Raw genomic sequence first — 20,298 nt, forward strand, 5'->3', positions numbered from 1 at the left:
AACTGCCGCGGGTGACGCCACTTGCGGGTGTGACGCAGATCAAACGCGGACTGTGACCGGCGTCATTGCGTAAATCGTCTACGTTAGGCAAGCCTCACCTGGGTTGGAGGAATCCCGCTGGAGAGGCAGCATGCCCACCGACTCACATGGCCTTGAATTCGTCTACGACCTGACCTTGGACGAGGTCAGGCGGCGTGCTGCGGTGTTTGAGGCGATCGGCGATGACTGGGACCCCGTCCAAGTATTGGCCGAAGAGGAACAGGCCTACGCGATGCTCTACGCCGACCTCGACGCCGATCAGCAGCGCCACTACGACGAGCTCGTCAAGGCTGGGGTGTTGCCACGCCGGGCGGTGGACCGTGCTGCCGATTGACCCGCAAGCCGACGCATGCCGACGCGCCTGGTTGGCGTGCCCCAACTGTGACCACGGCGCGTCGTGCGCCGAATGCCAGAGCGGTCGCAACTGCCACACTCACTGGCAGTACCTGATCGGTAACGAGGCAGCGGTGCTGCACTTGCAGTGCCCGACCTGTGCGCACTTCTGGTCGATGGACACCCGCCCGGGGCGCGGTTGCCGCACCGCCGCCTGAGCACAAGCCGCGCCCACCGGCCGGCGATACGGTGGAGTTATGCGGGCGTTGATCATCGTCGACGTGCAAAACGACTTTTGCGAAGGCGGCGCACTGCCGGTGGCCGGCGGCGCGGCCATCGCCCGCGCCATCAACGATTACTTGGCCACCGCGCCGGGCTACCAGCATGTGGTCGCCACGAAGGACCATCACATCGATCCCGGTGACCACTTCTCCGACCATCCCGACTACGTCTCCTCGTGGCCGCCGCACTGCGTGGCCGGCAGTCCCGGCGCCGACTTTCACCCCGACCTCGACACCAGCCGCATCGAGGCGGTGTTCCGCAAGGGCGCCTACTCGGCTGGTTACAGCGGGTTTGAAGGCACCGACGAGTCCGGCACGCCGCTGCTCGACTGGCTGCGGCAACACGGCGTCGACCGGGTCGACGTGGTTGGCCTGGCTACCGATCACTGCGTGCGCTCGACCGCCGAAGACGCCGCCCGCGCCGGATTGTCGACCCGGGTGCTGGTGGACCTGACCGCGGGGGTGGCGCCAGACTCGACAGCCGCAGCCATCGAGGAGATGCGCGACGCCGGAGTCGTGGTGGCCAAAGCGGTTGACGGGTGATCCGGCGCTCTTTCGCCGGCCCAGGTCACTGCGTGGCCGCCAACGCCAGTGATGCGGCCGATAGCAGCAGATAGCCGCCCGGGAACGCGATGTTGGAGAGCACCCGTGCCCGAACGTGCGTAACGACGGCGCCGATGAAGAACAGCACCAGTCCCGCCGCAGCCGCCACACCGAGGATGCGCAGACCGAACAGGCCAGCGACGAGTCCGAGCGCTCCGGCGAGCTTGAGCGTTCCCAGCATCGGCAGCCACGACCGCGGCACCCCGACCCGGGCCGAATTGGCCAGCACGAACTGAGCTGGGATGTAGTCCGCCACGGCGATCGCTGCGGTGACGACCGCGGTGAGCAGTGTGACGACGATGTATAGGCTCATGGTGGTCTCCTCTACAACGGCGCGTTTGGTGGACGTGCTCACCTCCATGACGACGGCCACGTAGAAAAGGTGACCCATGAGCGCGATTGAGGATCTTGCGTACCGGTTCGACGCTGATCGACCACACCTGCGGTCAGTTGCGTTTCACCTGCTTGGCTCGGCTGCCGACGCTGACGACGCCGTGCAATCGGCGTGGCTGAAAGCCAGCCGCGCTGACCCCAGCGCCGTCGAGAACCTGACCGGCTGGTTCACCACCATCACCGCCCGCGAGGCTCTCGACCAATTACGGGCCCGCATCCGGCGAGCCGAGCAACCGCTGGGCGAGCCCAGCGACTGGGAGCGGACCTCCGCCGCGGCCACAGCACCGGCCGACGAGGATGTGCTGCTGGCCGACGCGGTCAGTCGGGCACTCGTGGTTGTCCTGGACCGGCTGTCGCCGGCACAGCGTGTCGCTTTTGTGCTGCACGACCTGTTCGGTCTGCCGTTCGAGGCGATCGGCGATTTGTTGGACCGTTCCCCGACAGCGGCCAAAAAGCTGGCAAGCCGGGCCCGCCAGCGACTTCATGCCGACCCGGTCGCCGAGTCCCCTTGCACGCGTGAGCATCTGCAGATCGTAGAAGCATTCCTGGCGGCGTCCCGCGGCGGTGACATCCCGGCACTGCTGCAGCTGTTGGCCCCGGACGTCGTCCGCCGAGTCGACCGGATCCTGGTTCCCGACGACGTTCCCACCGAAATACGCGGCGCTCAGCAAGTTGCCGAGGAAACTCGACGGTTCGCCCACCGCGCCAAAGTCGGTGTGGTGCTGCTCGTCGACGCAGTCCCCGGAATTGCGATCGCACCGCGAGCACAACTGCAGGCCTTGTTACGCATCGGAATTGGCGACGATGGGCGCATCCACACCATCGACATCGTCGGCGAGCCCGCACGGCTGCGCACCGCCGTGCTGACAGTTCCCGTTGCGGCACTCAGGAATTCCACAGCCGGTTCGGGTACCAACGACACCGTGCGAGCCTCGGAGCGCGATGAGTGCTAACACGTTCGGACGGCGGGCGCTCTTGCGCGGCGGCGCGCTGCTCGGTGCGGCAGCAGTGCTGGCGTGGCCGCAAGCATGCAGCGGCGACGACGGGGCACTGACGTTCTTCTTCGCCGCCAACCCGGAGGAGGCCGATGCCAGGATGCGGGTCATCGACGCGTTTGCGCGCCAGCATCCCGACATCAAGGTTCGCACGCTGCTGTCCGGGCCCGGAGCGATGCAGCAAATCGCAACGTTTTGCGCCGGCGGCAAGTGCCCGGACGTGCTGATGGCCTGGGAGATGACGTACGCCGAGCTGGCCGACCGCGGCGTGTTGCTGGACCTCAATACCATGCTGGCACAAGACAAAGACTTCGCCGCGCAGCTCAAGGCGGACAGCATCCCGTCGTTGTACGACACCTTCACATTCAATGGCGGACAGTACGCTCTCCCCGAGCAGTGGTCGGGGAATTACTTGTTTTACAACCGGCGACTCTTCGCTGACGCCGGCGTGCCGCCACCTCCGCGAAACTGGGAACAGCCGTGGAGCTTTGCTCAATTTCTGGAGACCGCGAGGGCGCTCACCAAGCGCGACGGCTCGGGACGGGCCACCCAGTGGGGATTCGTCGACACATGGGCCCCCCCGTACTCGGCTGGGCTCTTCGCGATGAACAACGGCGCGCCGTGGTGTAGCCCGCGCAGGAACCCTACCCACGTCAACTTCGACAACGACGCGTTCATCGAAGGCGTCCAGTTTTATGCCGACCTCGCCACCAAGCACAGGGTGGCACCGACCGTCACCGAGCAGCAGTCGATGTCAACGATGGATCTGTTCTCCGTGGGGAAGGCCGCGATGGCGCTGGGCGGGCACTGGCGATACCAGACCTTCGACCGGGCCGAAGGGCTGGACTTCGACGTCACAATATTGCCGACCGGTCCCAAAGGCCAAGGCGCCCACTCGAACATCGGCACCACCGGTCTTGCCATCGCGGCCAGCAGTCCCCGCACAGAACAAGCTTGGGAATTCGTGAAATTCGCCGCCGGCCCGGTAGGACAGGCCCTCATCGGCGAATCCCGCTTATTTGTGCCGGTACTGCGATCGGCGATCGACTCGGGCGGATTCGCGAAGGCACATAGCAGGCTGCGCAACCTCGCCGTGCTCACCGGCGGGCCCGCCCATTCGGAAGGTCTGCCCATCAGTCCGGCGTGGGAGAAAGTCAACGCTCTCATCGACCGCAATTTCGGGCCGGTACTGCGCGGCGCTCGACCGGCGACCTCGCTGACCGGGCTGACCGGTGCTGTTGAGGAAGTGCTGCGCAAACCATGACAGCGACCGCCGAACCCACCGTCCTGGCGCAGGTCGCCCGGGCAGGCCGTAGTGCCACGAACCGGCGACGTGCCCGCGCGGGACGCTTATTCGTTGCGCCAAACCTGGTCGCGGTCGCAGTTTTCACGCTGTTCCCACTAGGTTTTTCGCTCTACATGAGCTTTCAGAGGTGGGATGTGTTCACCCCGCCGAAATTCGTCGGGCTGTCCAACTTCCGTAACCTGTTCACCGCCGATCCGCTATTCCTCATCGCGCTGACTAACACCGTGGTGTTCACCCTCGGCAGTGTGGTGCCCACGGTGGTCATCAGTCTCGTCGTCGCCGCGTTACTCAACCGAAAGATCAAGGGAATCGGGCTTTTCCGGACCGCGGCTTTCCTACCACTGGCAGTGTCATCGGTGGTGATCGCCGTGGTGTGGCAGTTCGTCTTCAACACCGACAACGGATTGCTTAACATCATGCTCGGGTGGATCGGCATTAGCCCCATCCCGTGGCTGGTCGACCCGAAGTGGGCGATGGTCTCGCTGTGCTTGGTCAGTGTGTGGAAGAGCGTGCCGTTTGCCACTGTCGTGCTGCTGGCAGCCATGCAAGGGGTACCCGACACCCTCTACGAGGCGGCCAGGATCGACGGGGCCGGTGAGATACGACAGTTCGTCTCCATCACGGTGCCGCTGATCCGCGGCGCGGTGTCATTTGTGGTCGTCATTTCAATCATCCACGCATTCCAGGCATTTGACCTGGTCTACGTGCTCACCGGCCGCAATGGCGGGCCGGAAACCGGAACTTATGTGTTGGGCATCATGCTTTTCCAGCACGCTTTTGGATTCCTGGAGTTCGGTTACGCTTCCGCGTTGGCATGGGTGATGTTCGCGATTTTGCTGGCCCTGACCGTGTTACAGCTGCGGTTCGCGCGGGGGCGATCCTGGGAGGTGGACCGTGGTCTCGGCTGAGCGCATGATCAAGCATGGTGTGCTGCGCGGCGTTGCGCTCTACGTCGCTCTGACCGCTATTGCGTGGTGTGCGCTGTTCCCGATCCTGTGGGCGTTGTCTGGGTCGCTGAAGAGCGAGGGCGAAGTCAGCATGCCGACGCTGTTGCCGTCACACCCGCGGTGGTCCAATTACGCCGAGGTGTTCACCTTGATCCCACTTGGACGCATGTTCTTCAACACGGTGCTGTATGCCGGATGCGTCACCGCCGGCCAGGTGTTCTTCTGCTCGCTCGCCGGCTACGCATTTGCGCGGTTGAGATTCCGGGGTCGCGATGCGCTGTTCGTTTTGTATCTGGGCACGTTGATGGTGCCGCTGACGGTGACGGTGATTCCGCAGTTCATTCTGATGCGACTCTTCGGGTGGACCGATACACCCTGGGCGATGATCGTCCCCGGGTTGTTCGGCACCGCATTCGGCACCTATCTGATGCGGCAGTTCTTCCGCACCCTGCCAGTCGAACTCGAGGAAGCCGCGATTCTCGATGGATGTACGCCGTGGCAGATCTACTGGCGAATCCTGTTGCCGCACACCAGGCCCGCGCTCATGGTGCTCGCCGTACTCACCTGGGTCAACGTGTGGAACGACTTCCTGTGGCCGCTGGTGATGATCCAGCGCAACAGCATCGCCACGCTTACGCTCGGCTTGGTGCGCATGCAAGGCGAATACGTGGCTCGATGGCCGGTGCTGATGGCCGCGTCGATGCTCATCCTGTTGCCGCTGGTGGTCGTCTACGCCGTCGCGCAACGATCGTTCATCCGAGGTATCGCCGTCAGCGGACTCGGCGGGTGAGCCTGACAAGTTTCGAAAGCGAGTATCTGCAGTGGCTTCGGTGAGCTTCGAACAAGCGACACGGCACTATCCTGCGACCACTCGGCCCGCGGTGGATCGACTGAACCTCGACGTCGCTGACGGCGAATTCGTCGTGCTGGTCGGACCGTCCGGATGCGGCAAAACCACGTCACTGCGAATGGTCGCCGGCTTGGAAGCCCTGGATTCGGGGCGGATCCGGATCGGGGCGCGTGACGTCACCGACGTCGAACCCAAAGACCGCGATGTGGCGATGGTCTTCCAGAACTATGCGCTGTACCCGCACATGACCGTGGCGCAAAACATGGGCTTCGCGTTGAGGGTCGCCCGAACGCCGAAAACCGAGATCCGCGACCGTGTGCTAGATGCGGCGCGATTGCTGGACTTAGAGCCCTATCTGGACCGCAAACCGAAAGATCTGTCCGGTGGCCAGCGGCAGCGGGTGGCGATGGGACGAGCGATCGTACGCCGCCCCCAGGTATTCCTGATGGACGAGCCGCTGTCCAACCTCGACGCCAAGCTGCGGGTGCAGACCCGCAGTCAGATCGCGGGGCTGCAACGGAGGTTGGGAACCACCACCATCTACGTCACCCATGACCAGGTGGAGGCGATGACCATGGGCGACCGCGTTGCCGTCTTGCGCGACGGCGTGTTGCAGCAGTGCGCGGCGCCCCGAGAGCTCTACCGCAATCCGGCCAACGTGTTCGTCGCGGAGTTCATCGGATCTCCGACGATGAATCTCTTTACCCTGCCGATCGTCGAGCACTCAGTATCGTTGGGCGACTGGCGGATTCCCGTTCCGCGGCAGGTCAGTGCCGCTGGTAACGAGGTTGTTGTCGGCATCCGGCCGGAGCACTTCGAGGTGGGCAGCGTCGGCGTGGCGATGGAGGTCGACGTTGTCGAGGAGCTCGGCGCTGACGTCTACCTCTATGGCCGCATCGTCGGGCCCGACCGCAGCGCGGGGCAGCCGGTGACCGCTCGCGCCGACGGGCGCGACCCGCCCCAGCGGGGGAGCCGACTGCGCCTGCATCCCCAGGACGGTCACGTGCATTTTTTCGGCATCGACGGCCGACGGATCGCGTGAGCGTGCCTCAAAGCGTCATGTTGGTGAACGGCGCCTAACGCAGATGGCGATCAGATTAACAATTTCTGTTGGCGGTTCCATCTGATTCAAAGCGTGGATACTTCTTGGATACTTGCAAAGCAGCTCGGCAAGTCGGGAGGTCTCCCATGATGCAACCTCTGAAGTCGGCAACTTTGGCGCCATCCCGACCGGCACCTAACCAATCCCCGCACGATGACCACGTGACCATCCGCATGCGGGAGCATCCATCGTTGATGCGATCCTCTGCCGAGCGTCGCATGTTCGCAGCGGGCGACGGCGTGGCCCGTCAGGTAAACCCCGCAGACGCGGCCCAGGCGCGGCTCTTCGAGTCCATCCTGGAAGTGGAGGTCGCCCAATTGCAGCAACTGGCGATGGTTTTGGCTTCGCGGTGCGGCACACACAGCGTCGACGATGACCACTTACCGGAAACGTACAGCGAGCTCACAGCCCGCATCCAGGATGTCCATCGTTTGCTCGAACGGCTGCGCGATCGCTTCCCACACCGACCCGGTTAACTCGACACTCATGCGGAGCCCGCTGACGACCGTATAGCGGGGTGTCCGGAAAGTGTTGGCCGGATGCCGTTTTCCAGCGTTGGATGCGCACTCGTGTTGACTGGGGATGGAGCAACCATCGCGGCTTCACGGCGGCGCGATCACTGCTCGCCGCCTCCGTAGGGTCGGCCGGACTGTATCGACGGTCACATCTGGAAGTCAACGGTTTGATCACCGCCACCTCGGCGACCAAGATGATGGGCGGTGCGCCGGTACTGGGCACCTAATCGGGAGGACGTCGGCGGGTCGGAGTCTGGCTTATGACGCAATCCATGGATGCGAGGCCACGGGCGGCCAACCGCGGCGCGGCGCCGTCGCGCAACGCCGCCGAGGTAGCGCAGGCGCGAATCTTTGAGGGCATTCTGCGCGCAGAGATTTCACGGCTGGAGGAGCTGGCGAGGTCCCTGCCCGACCGCGGGCTTCGGCGCCAGCGAATGCCCGGTGGTAAGCCGCCCGAGGAGCTGGTGCAGCTGCGCGCGCGCATTAACGAGGCCAACCGGCTGCTTGAGACGCTGCGGCGTCGATTCCTGCATCCCCGCAGACCGGACGGCCCTGGTGGCGGGTGCACCACGTCAAGGCGTTAAGTCGGCTCCGCGACAGCGGCCCGGTCATCTTCCTGTGCGGCGATGTGATGACCGGTCGCGGCATCGACCAGATACTTCCGCACCCGGGCAGCCCTGACCTACGCGAGCCTGCGGTGAGTGATGCCCGGACCTACGTGACGCTCGCCGAGCACCTCAACGGACCGGTCCCCGTGCCCGCCGATGTGACATGGCCATGGGGAGACGCCCTGGCTGTGTTGGACGAATTCGCCCCTGAAATCCGGTTGATCAATTTGGAAACCAGCATTTCCGACGACGGCGAGTTCGCGGCGGGTAAGGCCGTGCACTATCGGATGCACCCCAACAACATCGGATGCCTGAGCGCGGCGCGGCCAGACGTCTGCGCGATCGCCAACAATCACATCCTCGATTTCGGTTACCGCGGACTGGCCGACACCTTGCGTGCCTTGAACGACGCCGGGATCCAGGCCGTTGGTGCCGGATCAACCGCCGGCGAGGCGGAACGCGCGGTCATGGTGGCCGGGGGCACAGGCAAGCGCATCGTTGTTGCCGCGTGTGGCATGGAGTCCAGCGGCATCCCCCGCTCATGGGCGGCCAGCCATAGCTGGCCGGGTGTGGCGTTGGTGACCGACCTGTCTGACCGCAGCGCCACGGCGGTCGCTGCGCGCGTGCTGGCGGAGAAACGGCCTGGCGACGTCACGATCGTCTCCGTTCATTGGGGCTCCAACTGGGGTTATGACGTCAGCGCGGCTCAGGTCGGGTTTGCACACCGGTTGATCGACGCCGGCGTCGACATCGTGCACGGGCATTCGTCGCACCATCCGCGACCGATCGAGCTCTACCGCGACAAGTTGATCTTGTACGGGTGCGGGGACGCGCTCGACGACTACGAAGGGATCACCGGATACGAGGAGTTCCGGCCGAACCTGCGACTGATGTACTTCGCCTCGGTCGACAACGGCCGCGTCGGATTGCAGATGGTGCCGATGCGGATGCGCAGACTCCGGCTCGAGCGTGTTCCGCACGACTATGCCGAGTGGCTACGGCGCACGCTGGATCAGATCAGTCGCCCGTTCAAGACAAAAGTTGGTGAAGCGACCGACGGTGTCCTCTCGGCCTGTCCGGCATAAGCCGGACCAGGCAACAGAATCGCTAGCCCGAAAGGGGAGCGGCGCACCCGCAACCCGGTCTTATCCACTAGGGTGCCGGCAGGAGTTGAGGAATGACAACGGTTTACGCGACCCATCCCCGGTACACCGAACATGATTTGCCGGGTCATCCCGAATGCGCGGACCGAATCCGAGCGGTCTGGCAAGGGTTGCGCGAAAGCGGGCTGGACGCGCGGATGCGCCCACTTGAGGTCCAGGCTCTCGACACCGACGCGGTTCTCGCCGTGCATACGGCCGACTACCTCGACATGCTGCGGCGGATTAACGACACGCCACGGACGATCCATCTGGACCCCGATACCTACGCGGGACCGGACGCCCTGACGATCGCGCGGCTGTCGGCCGGTGGCGTAATCGCCGCGACCGACGCGGTACTCGGCGGCGCGGCTGACAATGGGCTGGCTGCGATCCGCCCGCCGGGACATCATGCGATGCCCGACCGCGCCATGGGCTTCTGTCTGCTGGGCAACGTCGCAATCGCCGCGCGCCACGCCCAAAACCGATACGGCATCCAACGGGTCTTGGTGGTCGATTACGACGTGCACCACGGCAATGGCACCGAAGCAATGTTCTACGACGATCCCTCGGTGCTGTACATCTCGACACACCAGTACCCGTTCTACCCCGGCACAGGCGCTGCCAACGACGTCGGCACCGGCCGGGGCCAGGGTTACACGATCAACATCCCGTTGCCCGCCGGAAGCGGCGACTCGAACTACGCGATGGTGTTCGACCAGATCGTCTGGCCCGCCGCCGAGCGTTTCGCCCCCGAGTTGATCCTGGTGTCGGTGGGATTCGACGCGTACTGGGCAGATCCGCTGGCGGCGATGCGCCTGACGTTGAACGGCTATTCCCGTCTTGCCGAAGAGGTCATCGGCATGGCGCGACGCTGGTGTGCGGGCAAGATTGTCTTCGCCCTCGAGGGCGGCTACGACTTGGATGCGCTCCGTTATGGCGTCGCGAACGTGGCTCGCCTGCTGCTCGACGAGCCGCCGGTCGATCCGCCGGGCACACGGCCGAGCCCGCGACCCGAGCCCGATATCGACGCCCTCGTTGCACGGCTCAAGCAACTCCACACGCTGTAGCAGGCTTGTCGACGTCCACGCCCGGTTAAAGACCGCCGCAGCGTGAGGGCGCCAGGATGGGCGACCATGGTGGGCAATCCGGCGGCAGCGGTTGCGGCGGTGGGGGCGTATACGGAGGTGGGGGCGGAGGCGGCGGGGGAGCCTGATGCGGACTGCCGTGCCAGGGGTAGATGGTGTTGGCGTCGATGTCGACGACGCCCTCCGAAGTCCAATACCAGTCGTGGCAGATATTCCAGTCCCACGTGATGACTTGGCTTCCCGGTATCGGTGGGTCGCCGGGGCACCAATGGGTGCAGGTCATCCCGCCGGGGCAGTTCCCACCTTGATAACTAGGGCCGGTGGCCTGAGCGGTTCCGGGTCCCACACCGAATCCGGCCACGCCGAGACTGCCCGACACCATCATGATGGTTGCGAACCGCACGATTCGGCCCATTGTGGTTCCTTTCGTGAGGGACGTTACCCCGGTGGCGTTGTCAGTGCAGCCCACAAAGCCGGAGGCCTGGATATCGATCTCGACTACTATGCCGGGTTTGGACAGCGGCTGCATGGCAAATGCGGCAAAACGAGCCACGTGTACCGCAGTGACATCAGCCCTATTGTCTCCCAGCGAAATTGGCTCAGCACATGCGCAGCACGGGTGCGGCCCTCTACTCATGCTGATGAGGCCTTGTGGTGTGAGCCGAGTAAGCGTGGACGAGTGCACTGCTGAGTTTCGATATGACGTGGGTGAGTTCGTGTTCGGCGTCGTGTGCAATGTGGTGGGCATCGTTGAGGCTGAGCCTTGGATCTATGTCGAGTTCGGCGTCGGCGTGCAAGCGGTGGCCGATCCGGCGCATGCGCGGTGCCTTTCGTCGGTGTGGTGATGCGCAGCGCAACTTTCGTGAGTCATTGTCCGACCGCTTTTAGTGGTTGATCGCCTCCAAGGGAGCGGATCTCGCAGTCGCTGCGGTGATGCGCTGGGATGCCAGGGACGGCGCGCCGGGCGTTGAACACCGGATCGATCACCAATGGGCGGACATCCTGGTTTTCCAGGCCGTAGACCATGGCGTGTCGGTCCGGCGGGCGGGTCGTGTCCCTCCGGCGGTGTAAAAGAGTTCGGACGTAGGTTCCCTCCAAGACCGGCGAGTCTAAGGAAAGGAGCCTACGTCCGTGTCGAAGAGGTTATCGCCTGCGCAGCGGTTGCAGGAAGAAATTGATGGGGTGTTCGCTGGCGGTGAGGATCTGGCGGGTGCGATTGAGGAGGTGGCGCGGTTGGGTGCGCGGTTGTTGTTGCAGACCGCGATCGAGGCCGAGGTGAGCGCGTTTTTGGGCCGGGAGCGCTACCAGCGGGCCGCGGCAGCCGAGGATGCACGTGCGGGGATGCGCAACGGCTATTGCCCGACCACGGTAAAGACCACGGCGGGGCCGGTGACGCTGCAGCGGCCTAAGGTGCGTGGCACCACTGAGCGGTTCGCTTCCCAGCTGTTCGGTACGGGGGTGACCAAGACCAACGCGCTGGAGTCGCTGGTGATCGCCGGGTTCGTGCGCGGGTTGTCGACCCGCGATGTGGAGGCCACCTTGGTCGAGGCGCTGGGTGAGGCTGCGGCGGTGTCGAAGTCGACGGTGTCGCGGATCTGCGAGGACATCCGCGACCAGTTCGAGGCCTGGAGCGCTCGCCGGCTCGATGACATCGAGCTGGATTACCTGTTTCTCGACGGCAGCCACTTCAAATACCACGCCAATGCCTCGGCCGAGCCGGTGTTGGCCGCCTGGGGCATCGACACCGACGGCAAACCGGTGTTCGTCGGGCTGGATGCGGCCGCCAGCGAGTCCGGCGATGCCTGGGAGGGTTTCTTGACCGGGCTCGGCGAGCGCGGCCTGGCGTGTCCGCTGCTGGTGATCAGCGACGGTGCACCCGGGCTGATCGGCGCGGTCGAGACCACCATGGGCGCAGCGCTGCGGCAACGCTGCCTGATCCATCGCGCCCGCAATATCTTGGCCAAGGTGCCCAAGAACGCCCAGGCCGACATCAAGGCCGATTACTGGGCGATCTTCGACCTGCCCGACAACATCGAACCCGGCCTGGATGCGGTCAAACTCGCCCAGAGCCGCATCGACACGTTCGCCAAACGCTGGCGCGACTCCTACCCGGCGGCGGTGCGCTGTCTGCTCGATGACCGCGAATCGCTGACGGTCTACCTGCGATTTCCGCGCGAGCACTGGACACGGGTGCGTCACTCCAATTTCATCGAGCGCACCTTCGGCGAGACCCGCCGCCGCGTCAAGGTGATCGGCCGGCTGCCCGGCGAACACTCCTGCCTCAAACTGGTGCGGGCGGTGCTCGACCGCGCCTCGGCCGGATGGCGCGGATTCACCATGACCCCGGCCGGGCTGCGGCTCCTGCAAGATCTGCGCCGCACACTGCACGACCCACCAACCCATCTGCCACAAAAGAATTCGGAAACTCACACCAAAACCGGTGCGACGCCGACCGAGCTTGTCAGCGCCACCGCATAAAATCATGAACGCAAGCGAGCGGAGCCTACGTCAGGACACTTTCACACCGCTCCTGGGACGCCACCGGCGTGGTCGAGGAGGAGGTCACTATGGCAGACGAAGTCAAGCTGAATCCTGCCGCGTTGCGGGCCGCATCGGGCACCATCGCGCGTCATGCCGGGCAGGTGGCGTCGGCAGCGGGACGCGTCACCGGGTCCACCGAGATGGCGGGTGTTGCCGCGACCGGCGTGCACAGCGCATTCAGCGGATTCTGCGGTGAGTTTTCCCAGCGGCTCTGGGCAGCATCGGCGGCGCTGGTGAGCGTGGCCGGCTCGTTTACCGCGATGGAGGACACCAACAGCCAAGCGCTGGCCTCGATTGCGCCCGGGCAGGTGTAGCCGTGGCTGCCGCGGGTGGGCCGATGACGCGTTCGCGCATCGAGGCGTTCGACCAGACCGCGCAGGCGCTGGCCGATCTCGCGGATCGCTTGCGGTCGGCCACGCCGGTGCTGCAGCAGGCCGTCGACGACTACGTCGATCAGATGGGGGCACCCAACGGGACCGAGTGGGAGGGTGACACCGCTGCGTCGTATTTTGCGACCGCCACCAGTGATCGGTTGTCCTCGGTGGCTCCTGCGATTACCCACGCTAACGAGCTGGCCGATATCTCTGCGCGCGGCTCGGATTACCTGCTGGGTGCCCGCGAGGCGGCGCTGGAGGCCATCAGCCAAGCCGAAGCCGACGAGTTCACTGTGGGCGAGGATCTGTCGGTCAGCGACAACTATGCGTGGGAGTCACGCGAACAGCAGGCGGCCCGCCAGGCTGCCGCGGTGGCCCATCGCAACTACATCGCGCACCTGGCGGCCCGGCTGGAAGCCGCGAACGCGAGCATCGCCGGGCAACTCAATGCGGGCGCCGCGGAGATGACCGCCCTAACGCCCGCGCACTGGCGCGAGCCGTTCGCCACATCCGCGCAGACCGCCCCGCGCGATCCCAACACCACACCGAAACGCGAGGAACGCCAGGGCAAGGTTCTGGCCGTCGACCGCACATTCAAGCGAGACGGCGGCGCAGACCCGAAACCACCGGCCGACGATCCCGCCGCCGATGCCGCCCGCCGCTACGGCCAGACGCAGCGGGCGGCGGATCAGGCCATTGTCGATAAGGCCAAGCGGGAGGGCAGGACTCACTACCAGACCAATGACGCAGGCCAGCCCGGCAACATGACCGACGAGGAAGCCGCCGCCCAACAGCGGCTCAAAGATTACGCAGCCATCACCGACCCCACCGGCCGCTTCGGGCCCGGCTACGACCAGCAGCAAGCCGCACAAACGCGCCGGCTAGCCGGCGAACGCCTCGATGACTACAACAAGTCCAAGTTCGTCGGTCCCCTTCCCACCGACACCGTCACAGGTGCGGATGCCCGAACCCGCGCACAGGCCCGACTCGAACTGCAACACGCCCTCGAACAGGGTCAAGCCGCATGGCACCCGCAACCCATGACAACAGACGAGGCCACCCGGATCATCGACCAGATGGAAGCCACCGACCGGGCGAGTGTTCTGACCAGACTCCAACAACAGCTTCAGCAGGCCGGCATGACACCAGCCGGGGCGGCCCAGGTCGCCCAGGGCATAGCCCACGGAACAATCCCGCAAGAGTATGTGGACGCTGCCGCAGCAGCCGGCAAGCCTTTCGATGCCGGAAAAGAGGGGATTGACAAGTTCGCCGAGTCATTGCCCACCGGCAAACACTGGGCACCGGGGGTCGCCTTCTCTGCCCAGGACATCGAGGTGCTCAAGAAGCTCGGCCGTCACATCGGCTACGTAGGCAATGCCCTCGAACTCGGCACGGGGCTCTACGAGGTATTCGGAGAAGATAAGTCGCCCTTGGAAGTTGGCGCAAAAGCCGCCGGCGGCTTCGGTGGTGCATATGTAGGCGGCGAGTTTCTCGGCACGGTAGGCGCTGCTGCCGGTGGCCCGCCCGGAGCATTCATAGGTGTGCTGATCGGTGGCACAGCCGGCGCATTCGTCGGCGAAGCTGGTGTTGAGCGAGCTATCGAATGGTTAAAGGAATAGTGTATGACGGGTTTAACAGCGCAATCTGTCGGCGGTGAGCCGTGAAGGTAGCTGATGTGGCTTCACATCCGTCGCTCCACCAGCCACACACCCTGATTTTCTTCATCGCCACGCTGGTATGTCTGGCGGTCGCGGTGTTGCCGCCGCTCTTTCTCAAGCGGGACCGTAGCTGGGAAAGGCGTGTTGCTTGGAGCGGAACCGGCGGAGCGGCTCTCTGCGCTTTTCTTGCTTCAGTTCCCGACTGGAAACTAGGCATTGGCTTATCGCTATTTATCTGGGGTATGACGGTATTCACCGCATACTTCACTACCCCATACATTAAGATTCGCGGCAAAATTTATGCATTCCACATCCAGGACAGCCAACCCGACCCGTCGCCGGCCGCTACAGCCCCGCCGGGCATCGACGGCCGTGACTATGACCGTGCACCCGACTCCTACGGAGGATCGGTAACCGCCATAAAGCTTTGGTGGCTGGGCGTTCCCACCACAGCCATGTTTGCATTCGGTGTGGTCGGATACTTTATCGACAAGGAGAAACCTTGGATCGCGGCAGCGGGTGGCGCCGTTATTGTGCTGGCAGCCATTGGCTTAGGTCACGGTGATGCGAGCTGGGGCTATCCGGTTGCCCGCGGGCAGCGCGTGCAGTTCGCCATTATTTCGATCATTACCCTGGGTGTGTTCACCGTTTTGTACCTTATCGCATATCGGGCGGGAAGCCGCTGGCCGTTGCGTCTTGAACAGTCCTTTGAATACCGCGCCCACCCGCGCCACCAGAAGAGGTATCCGTAGGAGCAGATGAGCACGACGACGATGAGCCCGACGACGGGGCGGCGGGTGGCGTGCTCCACAACTTAGCTCTCAACCCGCGAGGAGTTCCCGCACGTCTGACACGGTGATCGCCGAGCTGAACAGCTCACCCTCGTCCATCACGGCAGTGAACAGTTCACGCTTGCGCTGCTGCAGGCCCACCACTTTCTCCTCGATCGTGCCTGAGGATACGAGTCGGTAGACGGTGACCGGACGGGTCTGCCCGATGCGGTGGGCCCGGTCGACGGCTTGGGCCTCGGCGGCCGGGCTCCACCACGGGTCGCACAGAAAGCAGTAGTCGGCCTCGGTCAGGTTGAGCCCGAAGCCGCCGGCCTTGAGGCTGATGAGGAACACCTGGTTGGCGCCCTCGCCGAATGCGGCGAGCGCCGCCGCGCGCCCACGGGCGCTCACCGACCCGTCCATATAGCTGTAGCCGATCCCGGCCGCGTCCAGGTGTGACCGCAGGATGCCGAGGAATCCGGTGAACTGGCTGAAAACCAGTGTTGACCGTCTCTCCGGGTGACGACCACGGCGGTCTTGTTCGTCATTGAGTTTGCCGATGTGGTTGTCGGCTTGTTCGCGGGGTTGATCTTGTTCGTGTGCACCGTCAGTGTGACGAGGAACTGGTGGGTGCGCGACACCCCGCTGAAGTCTTGGCGGGCTTGCGGGGTGCCGCGCTGTTAGTGCTTGGAGGCACCGATGGTGACGGTAGAGGCTGATGTTGTCGGCGTCGAGTCGCGGCTGGCGGGCGGTGGGATCGGATGCCCGACATGCCGGGATGGGGTGCTGGGCGGCTGGGGGTATGCCCGGGTCCGGCGGGTCGAGGGACTGGGCGGTCCGCTGCGGCCGCGGCGGGCACGATGCCGGGCGTGTTTGGTTACCCACGTGTTGTTGCCGGTGACCGTGTTGTTGCGCAGAGCTTATGCGGCGGAACGGATTTGGGCCGCGTTGACCTCCCGCGCCGAGGGAGCTGGGCATCGCCGGATCGGCGCGAGCCTGGGCGTACCAGCGGCGACGGTGCGGGGCTGGCTACGACGGGCGGCTGATCGGCTCGAGGTGATTTGGAATTGGTTCTTGCGGGTGGCCGTGGCCGCTGGAGTAGATGTGCAGATCCCGGACGGGTCTGGGTGCCCATGGCGCGACGTGCTGGCCGCGGTGCAGGCGGCGACCGCGGCGATCAGGTTCCGGTTCGGTGCGGTCGGGTTGGGCGGCGCGGTGACGCCGGGGCGGGTGGTGGTCGCGGGCAGTGGCGGGCGGCTGCTGGCACCGGGATGGTCGCCACCACGCAGTTGAGGCTGCGCAACACGAATCGCCCCTGCCGCTGCGGGCGATGATCGGTGATCCTCGCCAAGGCGCCTGCCCGGCAACGGTTTCGGGCAGGCCTTCGATTGGAGAGGAGAACCAAGGGTGTCGTTGGAGGAGCACAAGCGCCGCGAGCGGGCGCAGGCGATCGGGCTATTCCGGTATCAGCTGATCTGCCCGGCCCTGGACGAGGGGCTATCCACCAAGCAGCGCGGCAAGCTGGTGCGCGAGATCGCCGGCCAAACCCATGCCGACCCGTTCGGTAACCAGGTGCGCATCTCGCGGGAGACACTGGATCGCTGGATCCGCCGCTACCGCGCCGGCGGGTGTGAGGCGCTGGTGCCGCCCCGCGGCGGCTGGCGGCCCGCACCGATGCGCAGGTGCTGGAGCTGGCGGCGTCGCTCAAGCGGGAAAACCCGACCCGCACGGTGGCGCAGGTGGCTCGGATCCTGCGCACCGCCACCGGGTGGGCGCCCTCGGAATCCACGCTGCTGCGCCACTTCCATCGGCTCGATCTGATGGGGCCGGGCGGCGGGGAGGCCGCGGCGGTGTTCGGCCGGTTCGAGGCCGCCGACCCCAATGAGCTGTGGGTCGGGGACGCACTACACGGGCCGCGGGTCGGGGACCGCAAGACCTACCTGTTCGCTTTCCTCGACGACCACACACGGCTGGCGGTCGGCTATCGGTTTGGCTTCGCCGAAGATGCCGTGCGGCTGGCCGCCGCGTTGCGCCCGGCGTTGGCCGCCCGCGGTGTTCCGGCCGGGATCTACGTGGACAACGGCAGCGCGTTCGTCGATGCGTGGTTGTTGCGGGCGTGCGCGAAACTCGGTGTGCGCCTGGTGCATTCGGCACCTGGCCGGCCCCAAGGGCGGGGCAAGGTCGAACGCTGGTTTCGCAGCGTGCGTGAACAGTTCCTCATCGAGGTAACCGACACCAGCGGCGAGGACCTCGCCGCCGCCGGGGTCGATCACGCGACCGCGCTGTTGGAGCTTAACCGGCTGTTTGTGGCCTGGGTGGAAACCGAATACCACCGCCGTGTGCATACCGAGACCGGCCAATCGCCGCTGGATCGCTGGGAGGCGGCTGGGACCGGCTCGGGCGCACACCAGCGATGCCCACCGCCGACGAGCTAACTGAGGCGTTTTTGTGGTCGGAATACCGTGTGGTGACCAAGACCGCCACCGTGTCGCTGCACGCCAACACCTACCAGGTCGATCCCGCGCTGGTGGGGCGCAAGGTGGAGCTGGTGTTCTCACCCTTCGACTTGGAAACCGTGGAGGTCCGCTACCGGGACAAGAGCTACGGGAAAGCCCTGCCGCACACCATCTCCCGCCACACCCACCCCAAGGCCAAACCGGAGACCCCTCAGCCCGAGCCGCCGGCGGCGACGGGGATTGACTATTTGGCGCTGACCGCGGCCGCCCACGACGAGCAGCTGCGCGGTGATGAACGCATCGGCTATCACGCCCTCTACGGCCAGGACGACCAGATCCCCGGTCAGCTATCCATCGACGATCTTCAGCCCACCGTCGATGACAATCCAGAAGGTGAGGTGTCGGCGTGAGTATTCAACGGCTGCAATCACATTGGGGATTCACCCGGATGCCGTTCGGGCGTGACCTAGCACCGGGGATGCTGCATCGCCACGCCGGCCACGGTGAAGCGGTGGCCCGCATCACCTGGTGTGTGGACCAGCGCGCGATCGGGGTGATCACCGGCGAGGTCGGCGCCGGCAAAACCGTGGCCGTGCGGGCCGCCACGGCCAACCTGGATCCCTCCCGGCACGTATTCATCTACCTGGCCAACCCCACCATCGGGGTGCGCGGCATGCTCACCCACATCGTGGCCACCCTCGGGCACACCCCCGCCTACCACAAATCCGCCCTGGCCCCACAGGCCGCCGAGGCGCTGGCCAGCGAACACGCCGAACGAGGACGCAACCCCGTGCTGGTCATCGACGAAGCCCACCTGCTGGATAACCACCAGCTCGAAGCGATCCGGCTGCTGACCAACCACGACATGGACAGCGGATCCCCATTCGCAGTCATCCTGGTCGGCCAACCCAGCCTGCGCCACCGGCTCCGGCTCGGGGTGCTGGCAGCGTTGGATCAGCGCATCGCGGTCCGCTACACCATCGCCGGAATGAGCGGCGCCGACACCGCCGACTACATACGGCATCACTTGCAAGATTGCCGGCCGAGCCGACACGCTGTTCTCCGAGGACGCGATCGGGTTGATCCACAACGCCTCCCGTGGCCATCCCCGCGCAGTCAACAACCTCGCCCTGCACGCACTGACCGCCGCATTCGCCGCCGATCACGCCATCGCCGACGAAAAGGCCGCCCGCATCGCGATCAGCGAAATCGCCGCGGACTGAACCCGATCCGCGTCAACACAACCAGCACCACATCAACCCGACGAGCATCCCGTCACCACGCCCACCACCGCCCCGCTCACCACACCGAGCGGGGCCGTTCCCATCATCGGCTCGTCGTCAACCCAGTGCCACAGATACTCATTGGTGGATTCGAGAAACCGGGACACGAAGCCATATCGGCAGCAAGCGAGTCGCCCGCCCGGTTATACCTAGTTATACTCAGCCTGTGAAGACAGCCATTTCTCTCCCCGACGAGACGTTCGATCGGGTTTCCCGGCGAGCGAGCGAGCTAGGCATGAGCCGGTCAGAGTTCTTCACCCGTGCTGCCCAGCGCTACCTGGACGAATTAGACGCCCAATCGCTGACCGGCCAGATCGACATGGCTCTGGAGAACCTTCATGACACCGACGAAGCGGAGGCCGCCGCTGTGACCGTCGGGCATCGCGTGTTAGACGCAGTGGATGATGAATGGTGATCAGCCGCGGTGAGATTTACTGGGCGGACCTCGGACCGCCGTCCGGCAGCCGGCCCGCCAAGCGCCGTCCGGTTCTAGTAATCCAATCGGATCCGTATAACGCCAGTCGCCTTGCTACCACGCTCGCGGCAGTGATCACGTCCAACACGGCATTAGCGACGATGCCGGGCAATGTTTTCTTGCCCGCGACCACAACGAGACTGCCACGTGATTCGGTCGTCAACGCCACGGCGCTCGTTACGCTGAACAAAACCGACCTCACCGACCGAGTCGGAGAGGTGCCACCCAGCCTGATGCATGAAGTCGATAGAGGACTTCGCCGCGTGCTTGACCTTTGACCACCGGCACAACCACGGCGGGCTTTGGCCGACTGTCCGGTGTCAAGCTAGCGGGCGTCCGTGTCCGTTCTCAGTTGACGTGACGCATCCGTGATGATCTGACCTGCAGTGTGCAGATGGAATGAGAATCTAGGCGTATGGGTTTCTCACTCGATGTGACGCAAATGCCCTTGATGCGGACTGGTTGTGGCCGCTCGGGCTGGTCGCAAGTGTTAGGCCCTTTTGGCCTGTTGCCGGTGCCGAATCGTGGGCAGTTACCATCGG

General features: G+C 65.0%; 24 protein-coding genes and 4 pseudogenes. 22 read left to right on the forward strand and 6 right to left on the reverse strand.

Annotated features, from left to right (window positions below):
* The first annotated feature begins 130 nt into the window (after positions 1-130).
* Both MYXE_RS11440 and pncA read left to right on the forward strand, forming a co-directional pair.
* Positions 131-373 carry a DUF6400 family protein gene (locus MYXE_RS11440; protein ID WP_003921151.1) on the forward strand — a complete coding sequence of 81 codons (243 nt, stop codon included), beginning with the start codon at positions 131-133 and terminating at the stop codon, positions 371-373.
* Between the two features lie 256 nt (positions 374-629).
* Complete coding sequence (pncA, locus tag MYXE_RS11445; RefSeq protein WP_003921150.1) at positions 630-1,196, forward strand: pyrazinamidase PncA; 567 nt, start codon at positions 630-632, stop codon at positions 1,194-1,196.
* Positions 1,197-1,221: 25 nt separating this feature from the next.
* Here pncA and MYXE_RS11450 read toward each other — a convergent pair whose 3' ends face one another.
* Positions 1,222-1,569 carry a DoxX family protein gene (locus MYXE_RS11450; protein ID WP_039890263.1) on the reverse strand — a complete coding sequence of 116 codons (348 nt, stop codon included), beginning with the start codon at positions 1,567-1,569 and terminating at the stop codon, positions 1,222-1,224.
* A 76-nt stretch (positions 1,570-1,645) separates the two neighbouring features.
* On the opposite strand from MYXE_RS11450, the gene MYXE_RS11455 reads away from it, so the two are divergent.
* The 10 genes from MYXE_RS11455 (at position 1,646) to MYXE_RS11500 (ending at position 10,181) form a co-directional block, all read left to right on the forward strand.
* A complete protein-coding gene (locus tag MYXE_RS11455; protein WP_085193997.1) occupies positions 1,646-2,602 on the forward strand; it encodes a sigma-70 family RNA polymerase sigma factor in 957 nt (318 codons plus the stop codon).
* Positions 2,592-3,908 carry an ABC transporter substrate-binding protein gene (locus tag MYXE_RS11460; protein ID WP_003921147.1) on the forward strand — a complete coding sequence of 439 codons (1,317 nt, stop codon included), beginning with the start codon at positions 2,592-2,594 and terminating at the stop codon, positions 3,906-3,908. Before MYXE_RS11455 ends, MYXE_RS11460 begins: the two co-directional genes overlap by 11 nt.
* Positions 3,905-4,858 (forward strand): carbohydrate ABC transporter permease, encoded by a 954-nt coding sequence (locus MYXE_RS11465; RefSeq protein ID WP_003921146.1) that lies wholly within the window; start codon positions 3,905-3,907, stop codon positions 4,856-4,858. Before MYXE_RS11460 ends, MYXE_RS11465 begins: the two co-directional genes overlap by 4 nt.
* Before the next feature lie 4 nt (positions 4,859-4,862).
* Positions 4,863-5,687: a carbohydrate ABC transporter permease gene (locus MYXE_RS11470; RefSeq protein ID WP_085194015.1), complete on the forward strand. Its 825-nt coding sequence runs from the start codon at positions 4,863-4,865 to the stop codon at positions 5,685-5,687.
* Between the two features lie 31 nt (positions 5,688-5,718).
* Positions 5,719-6,789: an ABC transporter ATP-binding protein gene (locus tag MYXE_RS11475; RefSeq protein WP_003921144.1), complete on the forward strand. Its 1,071-nt coding sequence runs from the start codon at positions 5,719-5,721 to the stop codon at positions 6,787-6,789.
* 221 nt (positions 6,790-7,010) lie between these two features.
* A complete protein-coding gene (locus tag MYXE_RS11480; protein WP_139821130.1) occupies positions 7,011-7,325 on the forward strand; it encodes a hypothetical protein in 315 nt (104 codons plus the stop codon).
* Positions 7,326-7,408: 83 nt separating this feature from the next.
* Positions 7,409-7,591 (forward strand): hypothetical protein, encoded by a 183-nt coding sequence (locus tag MYXE_RS11485; protein ID WP_085194000.1) that lies wholly within the window; start codon positions 7,409-7,411, stop codon positions 7,589-7,591.
* A gap of 33 nt (positions 7,592-7,624) precedes the next feature.
* A complete protein-coding gene (locus tag MYXE_RS11490; protein WP_139821131.1) occupies positions 7,625-7,948 on the forward strand; it encodes a hypothetical protein in 324 nt (107 codons plus the stop codon).
* Between the two features lie 47 nt (positions 7,949-7,995).
* Positions 7,996-9,057 (forward strand): CapA family protein, encoded by a 1,062-nt coding sequence (locus tag MYXE_RS11495; RefSeq protein WP_415624487.1) that lies wholly within the window; start codon positions 7,996-7,998, stop codon positions 9,055-9,057.
* A 92-nt stretch (positions 9,058-9,149) separates the two neighbouring features.
* Entirely contained in the window at positions 9,150-10,181 is a 1,032-nt protein-coding gene (locus tag MYXE_RS11500; RefSeq protein WP_085194002.1) for a histone deacetylase family protein, read from the forward strand.
* Positions 10,182-10,206: 25 nt separating this feature from the next.
* On the opposite strand, the gene MYXE_RS11505 is transcribed toward MYXE_RS11500, so the two are convergent.
* The 3 genes and pseudogenes from MYXE_RS11505 to MYXE_RS11515 all read right to left on the reverse strand — a co-directional run bounded on the left by MYXE_RS11505 (position 10,207) and on the right by MYXE_RS11515 (position 11,225).
* Positions 10,207-10,614, reverse strand: coding sequence for a hypothetical protein (locus tag MYXE_RS11505; protein ID WP_085194018.1), 408 nt, complete (start codon positions 10,612-10,614; stop codon positions 10,207-10,209).
* Between the two features lie 214 nt (positions 10,615-10,828).
* A pseudogene (locus tag MYXE_RS11510) lies at positions 10,829-11,029 on the reverse strand (cation transporter dimerization domain-containing protein); the annotation flags it as partial.
* A 37-nt stretch (positions 11,030-11,066) separates the two neighbouring features.
* Positions 11,067-11,225, reverse strand: coding sequence for a hypothetical protein (locus MYXE_RS11515; protein ID WP_161552088.1), 159 nt, complete (start codon positions 11,223-11,225; stop codon positions 11,067-11,069).
* A 105-nt stretch (positions 11,226-11,330) separates the two neighbouring features.
* Between MYXE_RS11515 and MYXE_RS11520 the strand changes: the two genes are divergently transcribed.
* The 4 genes from MYXE_RS11520 to MYXE_RS11535 all read left to right on the forward strand — a co-directional run bounded on the left by MYXE_RS11520 (position 11,331) and on the right by MYXE_RS11535 (position 15,524).
* The gene (locus tag MYXE_RS11520; protein ID WP_085194006.1) at positions 11,331-12,677 is read left to right on the forward strand and encodes an IS256 family transposase; all 1,347 of its coding nucleotides are present in this window, start codon (positions 11,331-11,333) and stop codon (positions 12,675-12,677) included.
* Positions 12,678-12,766: 89 nt separating this feature from the next.
* Entirely contained in the window at positions 12,767-13,054 is a 288-nt protein-coding gene (locus MYXE_RS11525) for a hypothetical protein (RefSeq protein WP_139821132.1), read from the forward strand.
* A 2-nt stretch (positions 13,055-13,056) separates the two neighbouring features.
* Positions 13,057-14,733, forward strand: a complete 1,677-nt coding sequence (locus tag MYXE_RS11530) for a hypothetical protein (protein ID WP_232061591.1) — start codon at positions 13,057-13,059, stop codon at positions 14,731-14,733.
* Positions 14,734-14,789: 56 nt separating this feature from the next.
* Positions 14,790-15,524 carry a hypothetical protein gene (locus MYXE_RS11535; protein WP_232061592.1) on the forward strand — a complete coding sequence of 245 codons (735 nt, stop codon included), beginning with the start codon at positions 14,790-14,792 and terminating at the stop codon, positions 15,522-15,524.
* 69 nt (positions 15,525-15,593) lie between these two features.
* On the opposite strand, the pseudogene MYXE_RS24480 reads toward MYXE_RS11535, so the two are convergent.
* Positions 15,594-16,058: pseudogene (locus MYXE_RS24480) on the reverse strand (DEAD/DEAH box helicase); the annotation flags it as partial.
* 3 nt (positions 16,059-16,061) lie between these two features.
* Here MYXE_RS24480 and MYXE_RS24485 point away from each other — a divergent pair.
* The 4 genes and pseudogenes from MYXE_RS24485 (at position 16,062) to MYXE_RS11555 (ending at position 19,221) form a co-directional block, all read left to right on the forward strand.
* Entirely contained in the window at positions 16,062-16,226 is a 165-nt protein-coding gene (locus MYXE_RS24485) for a hypothetical protein (RefSeq protein WP_157139263.1), read from the forward strand.
* 15 nt (positions 16,227-16,241) lie between these two features.
* Positions 16,242-16,835, forward strand: coding sequence for a hypothetical protein (locus tag MYXE_RS11545; RefSeq protein WP_003920154.1), 594 nt, complete (start codon positions 16,242-16,244; stop codon positions 16,833-16,835).
* A 114-nt stretch (positions 16,836-16,949) separates the two neighbouring features.
* A pseudogene (locus MYXE_RS25290) lies at positions 16,950-18,408 on the forward strand (DDE-type integrase/transposase/recombinase).
* Between the two features lie 38 nt (positions 18,409-18,446).
* Positions 18,447-19,221: pseudogene (locus MYXE_RS11555) on the forward strand (ExeA family protein).
* 32 nt (positions 19,222-19,253) lie between these two features.
* On the opposite strand, the gene MYXE_RS24980 reads toward MYXE_RS11555, so the two are convergent.
* The gene (locus MYXE_RS24980; RefSeq protein WP_269474388.1) at positions 19,254-19,388 is read right to left on the reverse strand and encodes a hypothetical protein; all 135 of its coding nucleotides are present in this window, start codon (positions 19,386-19,388) and stop codon (positions 19,254-19,256) included.
* A 59-nt stretch (positions 19,389-19,447) separates the two neighbouring features.
* Here MYXE_RS24980 and MYXE_RS11560 point away from each other — a divergent pair, with 59 nt between their 5' ends.
* Both MYXE_RS11560 and MYXE_RS11565 read left to right on the forward strand, forming a co-directional pair.
* Positions 19,448-19,696, forward strand: a complete 249-nt coding sequence (locus MYXE_RS11560; RefSeq protein WP_039891297.1) for a ribbon-helix-helix protein, CopG family — start codon at positions 19,448-19,450, stop codon at positions 19,694-19,696.
* Complete coding sequence (locus MYXE_RS11565; protein WP_003922982.1) at positions 19,690-20,034, forward strand: type II toxin-antitoxin system PemK/MazF family toxin; 345 nt, start codon at positions 19,690-19,692, stop codon at positions 20,032-20,034. Before MYXE_RS11560 ends, MYXE_RS11565 begins: the two co-directional genes overlap by 7 nt.
* Positions 20,035-20,298: the final 264 nt, after the last annotated feature.

This window comes from Mycobacterium xenopi (assembly GCF_009936235.1).
GTDB lineage: Bacteria > Actinomycetota > Actinomycetes > Mycobacteriales > Mycobacteriaceae > Mycobacterium > Mycobacterium xenopi.

Excerpts from the sequence above, each read along its gene's own strand:
- MYXE_RS11565 (WP_003922982.1), top strand. The coding sequence starts at position 19,690 with ATGGTGATCAGCCGCGGTGAGATTTACTGGGCGGACCTCGGACCGCCG.
- MYXE_RS11470 (WP_085194015.1), top strand. The coding sequence starts at position 4,863 with ATGATCAAGCATGGTGTGCTGCGCGGCGTTGCGCTCTACGTCGCTCTG.
- MYXE_RS11440 (WP_003921151.1), top strand. The coding sequence starts at position 131 with ATGCCCACCGACTCACATGGCCTTGAATTCGTCTACGACCTGACCTTG.
- MYXE_RS11505 (WP_085194018.1), bottom strand. The coding sequence starts at position 10,614 with ATGGGCCGAATCGTGCGGTTCGCAACCATCATGATGGTGTCGGGCAGT.
- MYXE_RS11500 (WP_085194002.1), top strand. The coding sequence starts at position 9,150 with ATGACAACGGTTTACGCGACCCATCCCCGGTACACCGAACATGATTTG.
- MYXE_RS11490 (WP_139821131.1), top strand. The coding sequence starts at position 7,625 with ATGACGCAATCCATGGATGCGAGGCCACGGGCGGCCAACCGCGGCGCG.
- MYXE_RS11465 (WP_003921146.1), top strand. The coding sequence starts at position 3,905 with ATGACAGCGACCGCCGAACCCACCGTCCTGGCGCAGGTCGCCCGGGCA.
- MYXE_RS11450 (WP_039890263.1), bottom strand. The coding sequence starts at position 1,569 with ATGAGCCTATACATCGTCGTCACACTGCTCACCGCGGTCGTCACCGCA.
- MYXE_RS11525 (WP_139821132.1), top strand. The coding sequence starts at position 12,767 with ATGGCAGACGAAGTCAAGCTGAATCCTGCCGCGTTGCGGGCCGCATCG.
- MYXE_RS11515 (WP_161552088.1), bottom strand. The coding sequence starts at position 11,225 with ATGGTCTACGGCCTGGAAAACCAGGATGTCCGCCCATTGGTGATCGAT.
- MYXE_RS11545 (WP_003920154.1), top strand. The coding sequence starts at position 16,242 with ATGGTGACGGTAGAGGCTGATGTTGTCGGCGTCGAGTCGCGGCTGGCG.
- pncA (WP_003921150.1), top strand. The coding sequence starts at position 630 with ATGCGGGCGTTGATCATCGTCGACGTGCAAAACGACTTTTGCGAAGGC.
- MYXE_RS11455 (WP_085193997.1), top strand. The coding sequence starts at position 1,646 with ATGAGCGCGATTGAGGATCTTGCGTACCGGTTCGACGCTGATCGACCA.
- MYXE_RS11495 (WP_415624487.1), top strand. The coding sequence starts at position 7,996 with ATGACCGGTCGCGGCATCGACCAGATACTTCCGCACCCGGGCAGCCCT.
- MYXE_RS11460 (WP_003921147.1), top strand. The coding sequence starts at position 2,592 with ATGAGTGCTAACACGTTCGGACGGCGGGCGCTCTTGCGCGGCGGCGCG.
- MYXE_RS11485 (WP_085194000.1), top strand. The coding sequence starts at position 7,409 with ATGCGCACTCGTGTTGACTGGGGATGGAGCAACCATCGCGGCTTCACG.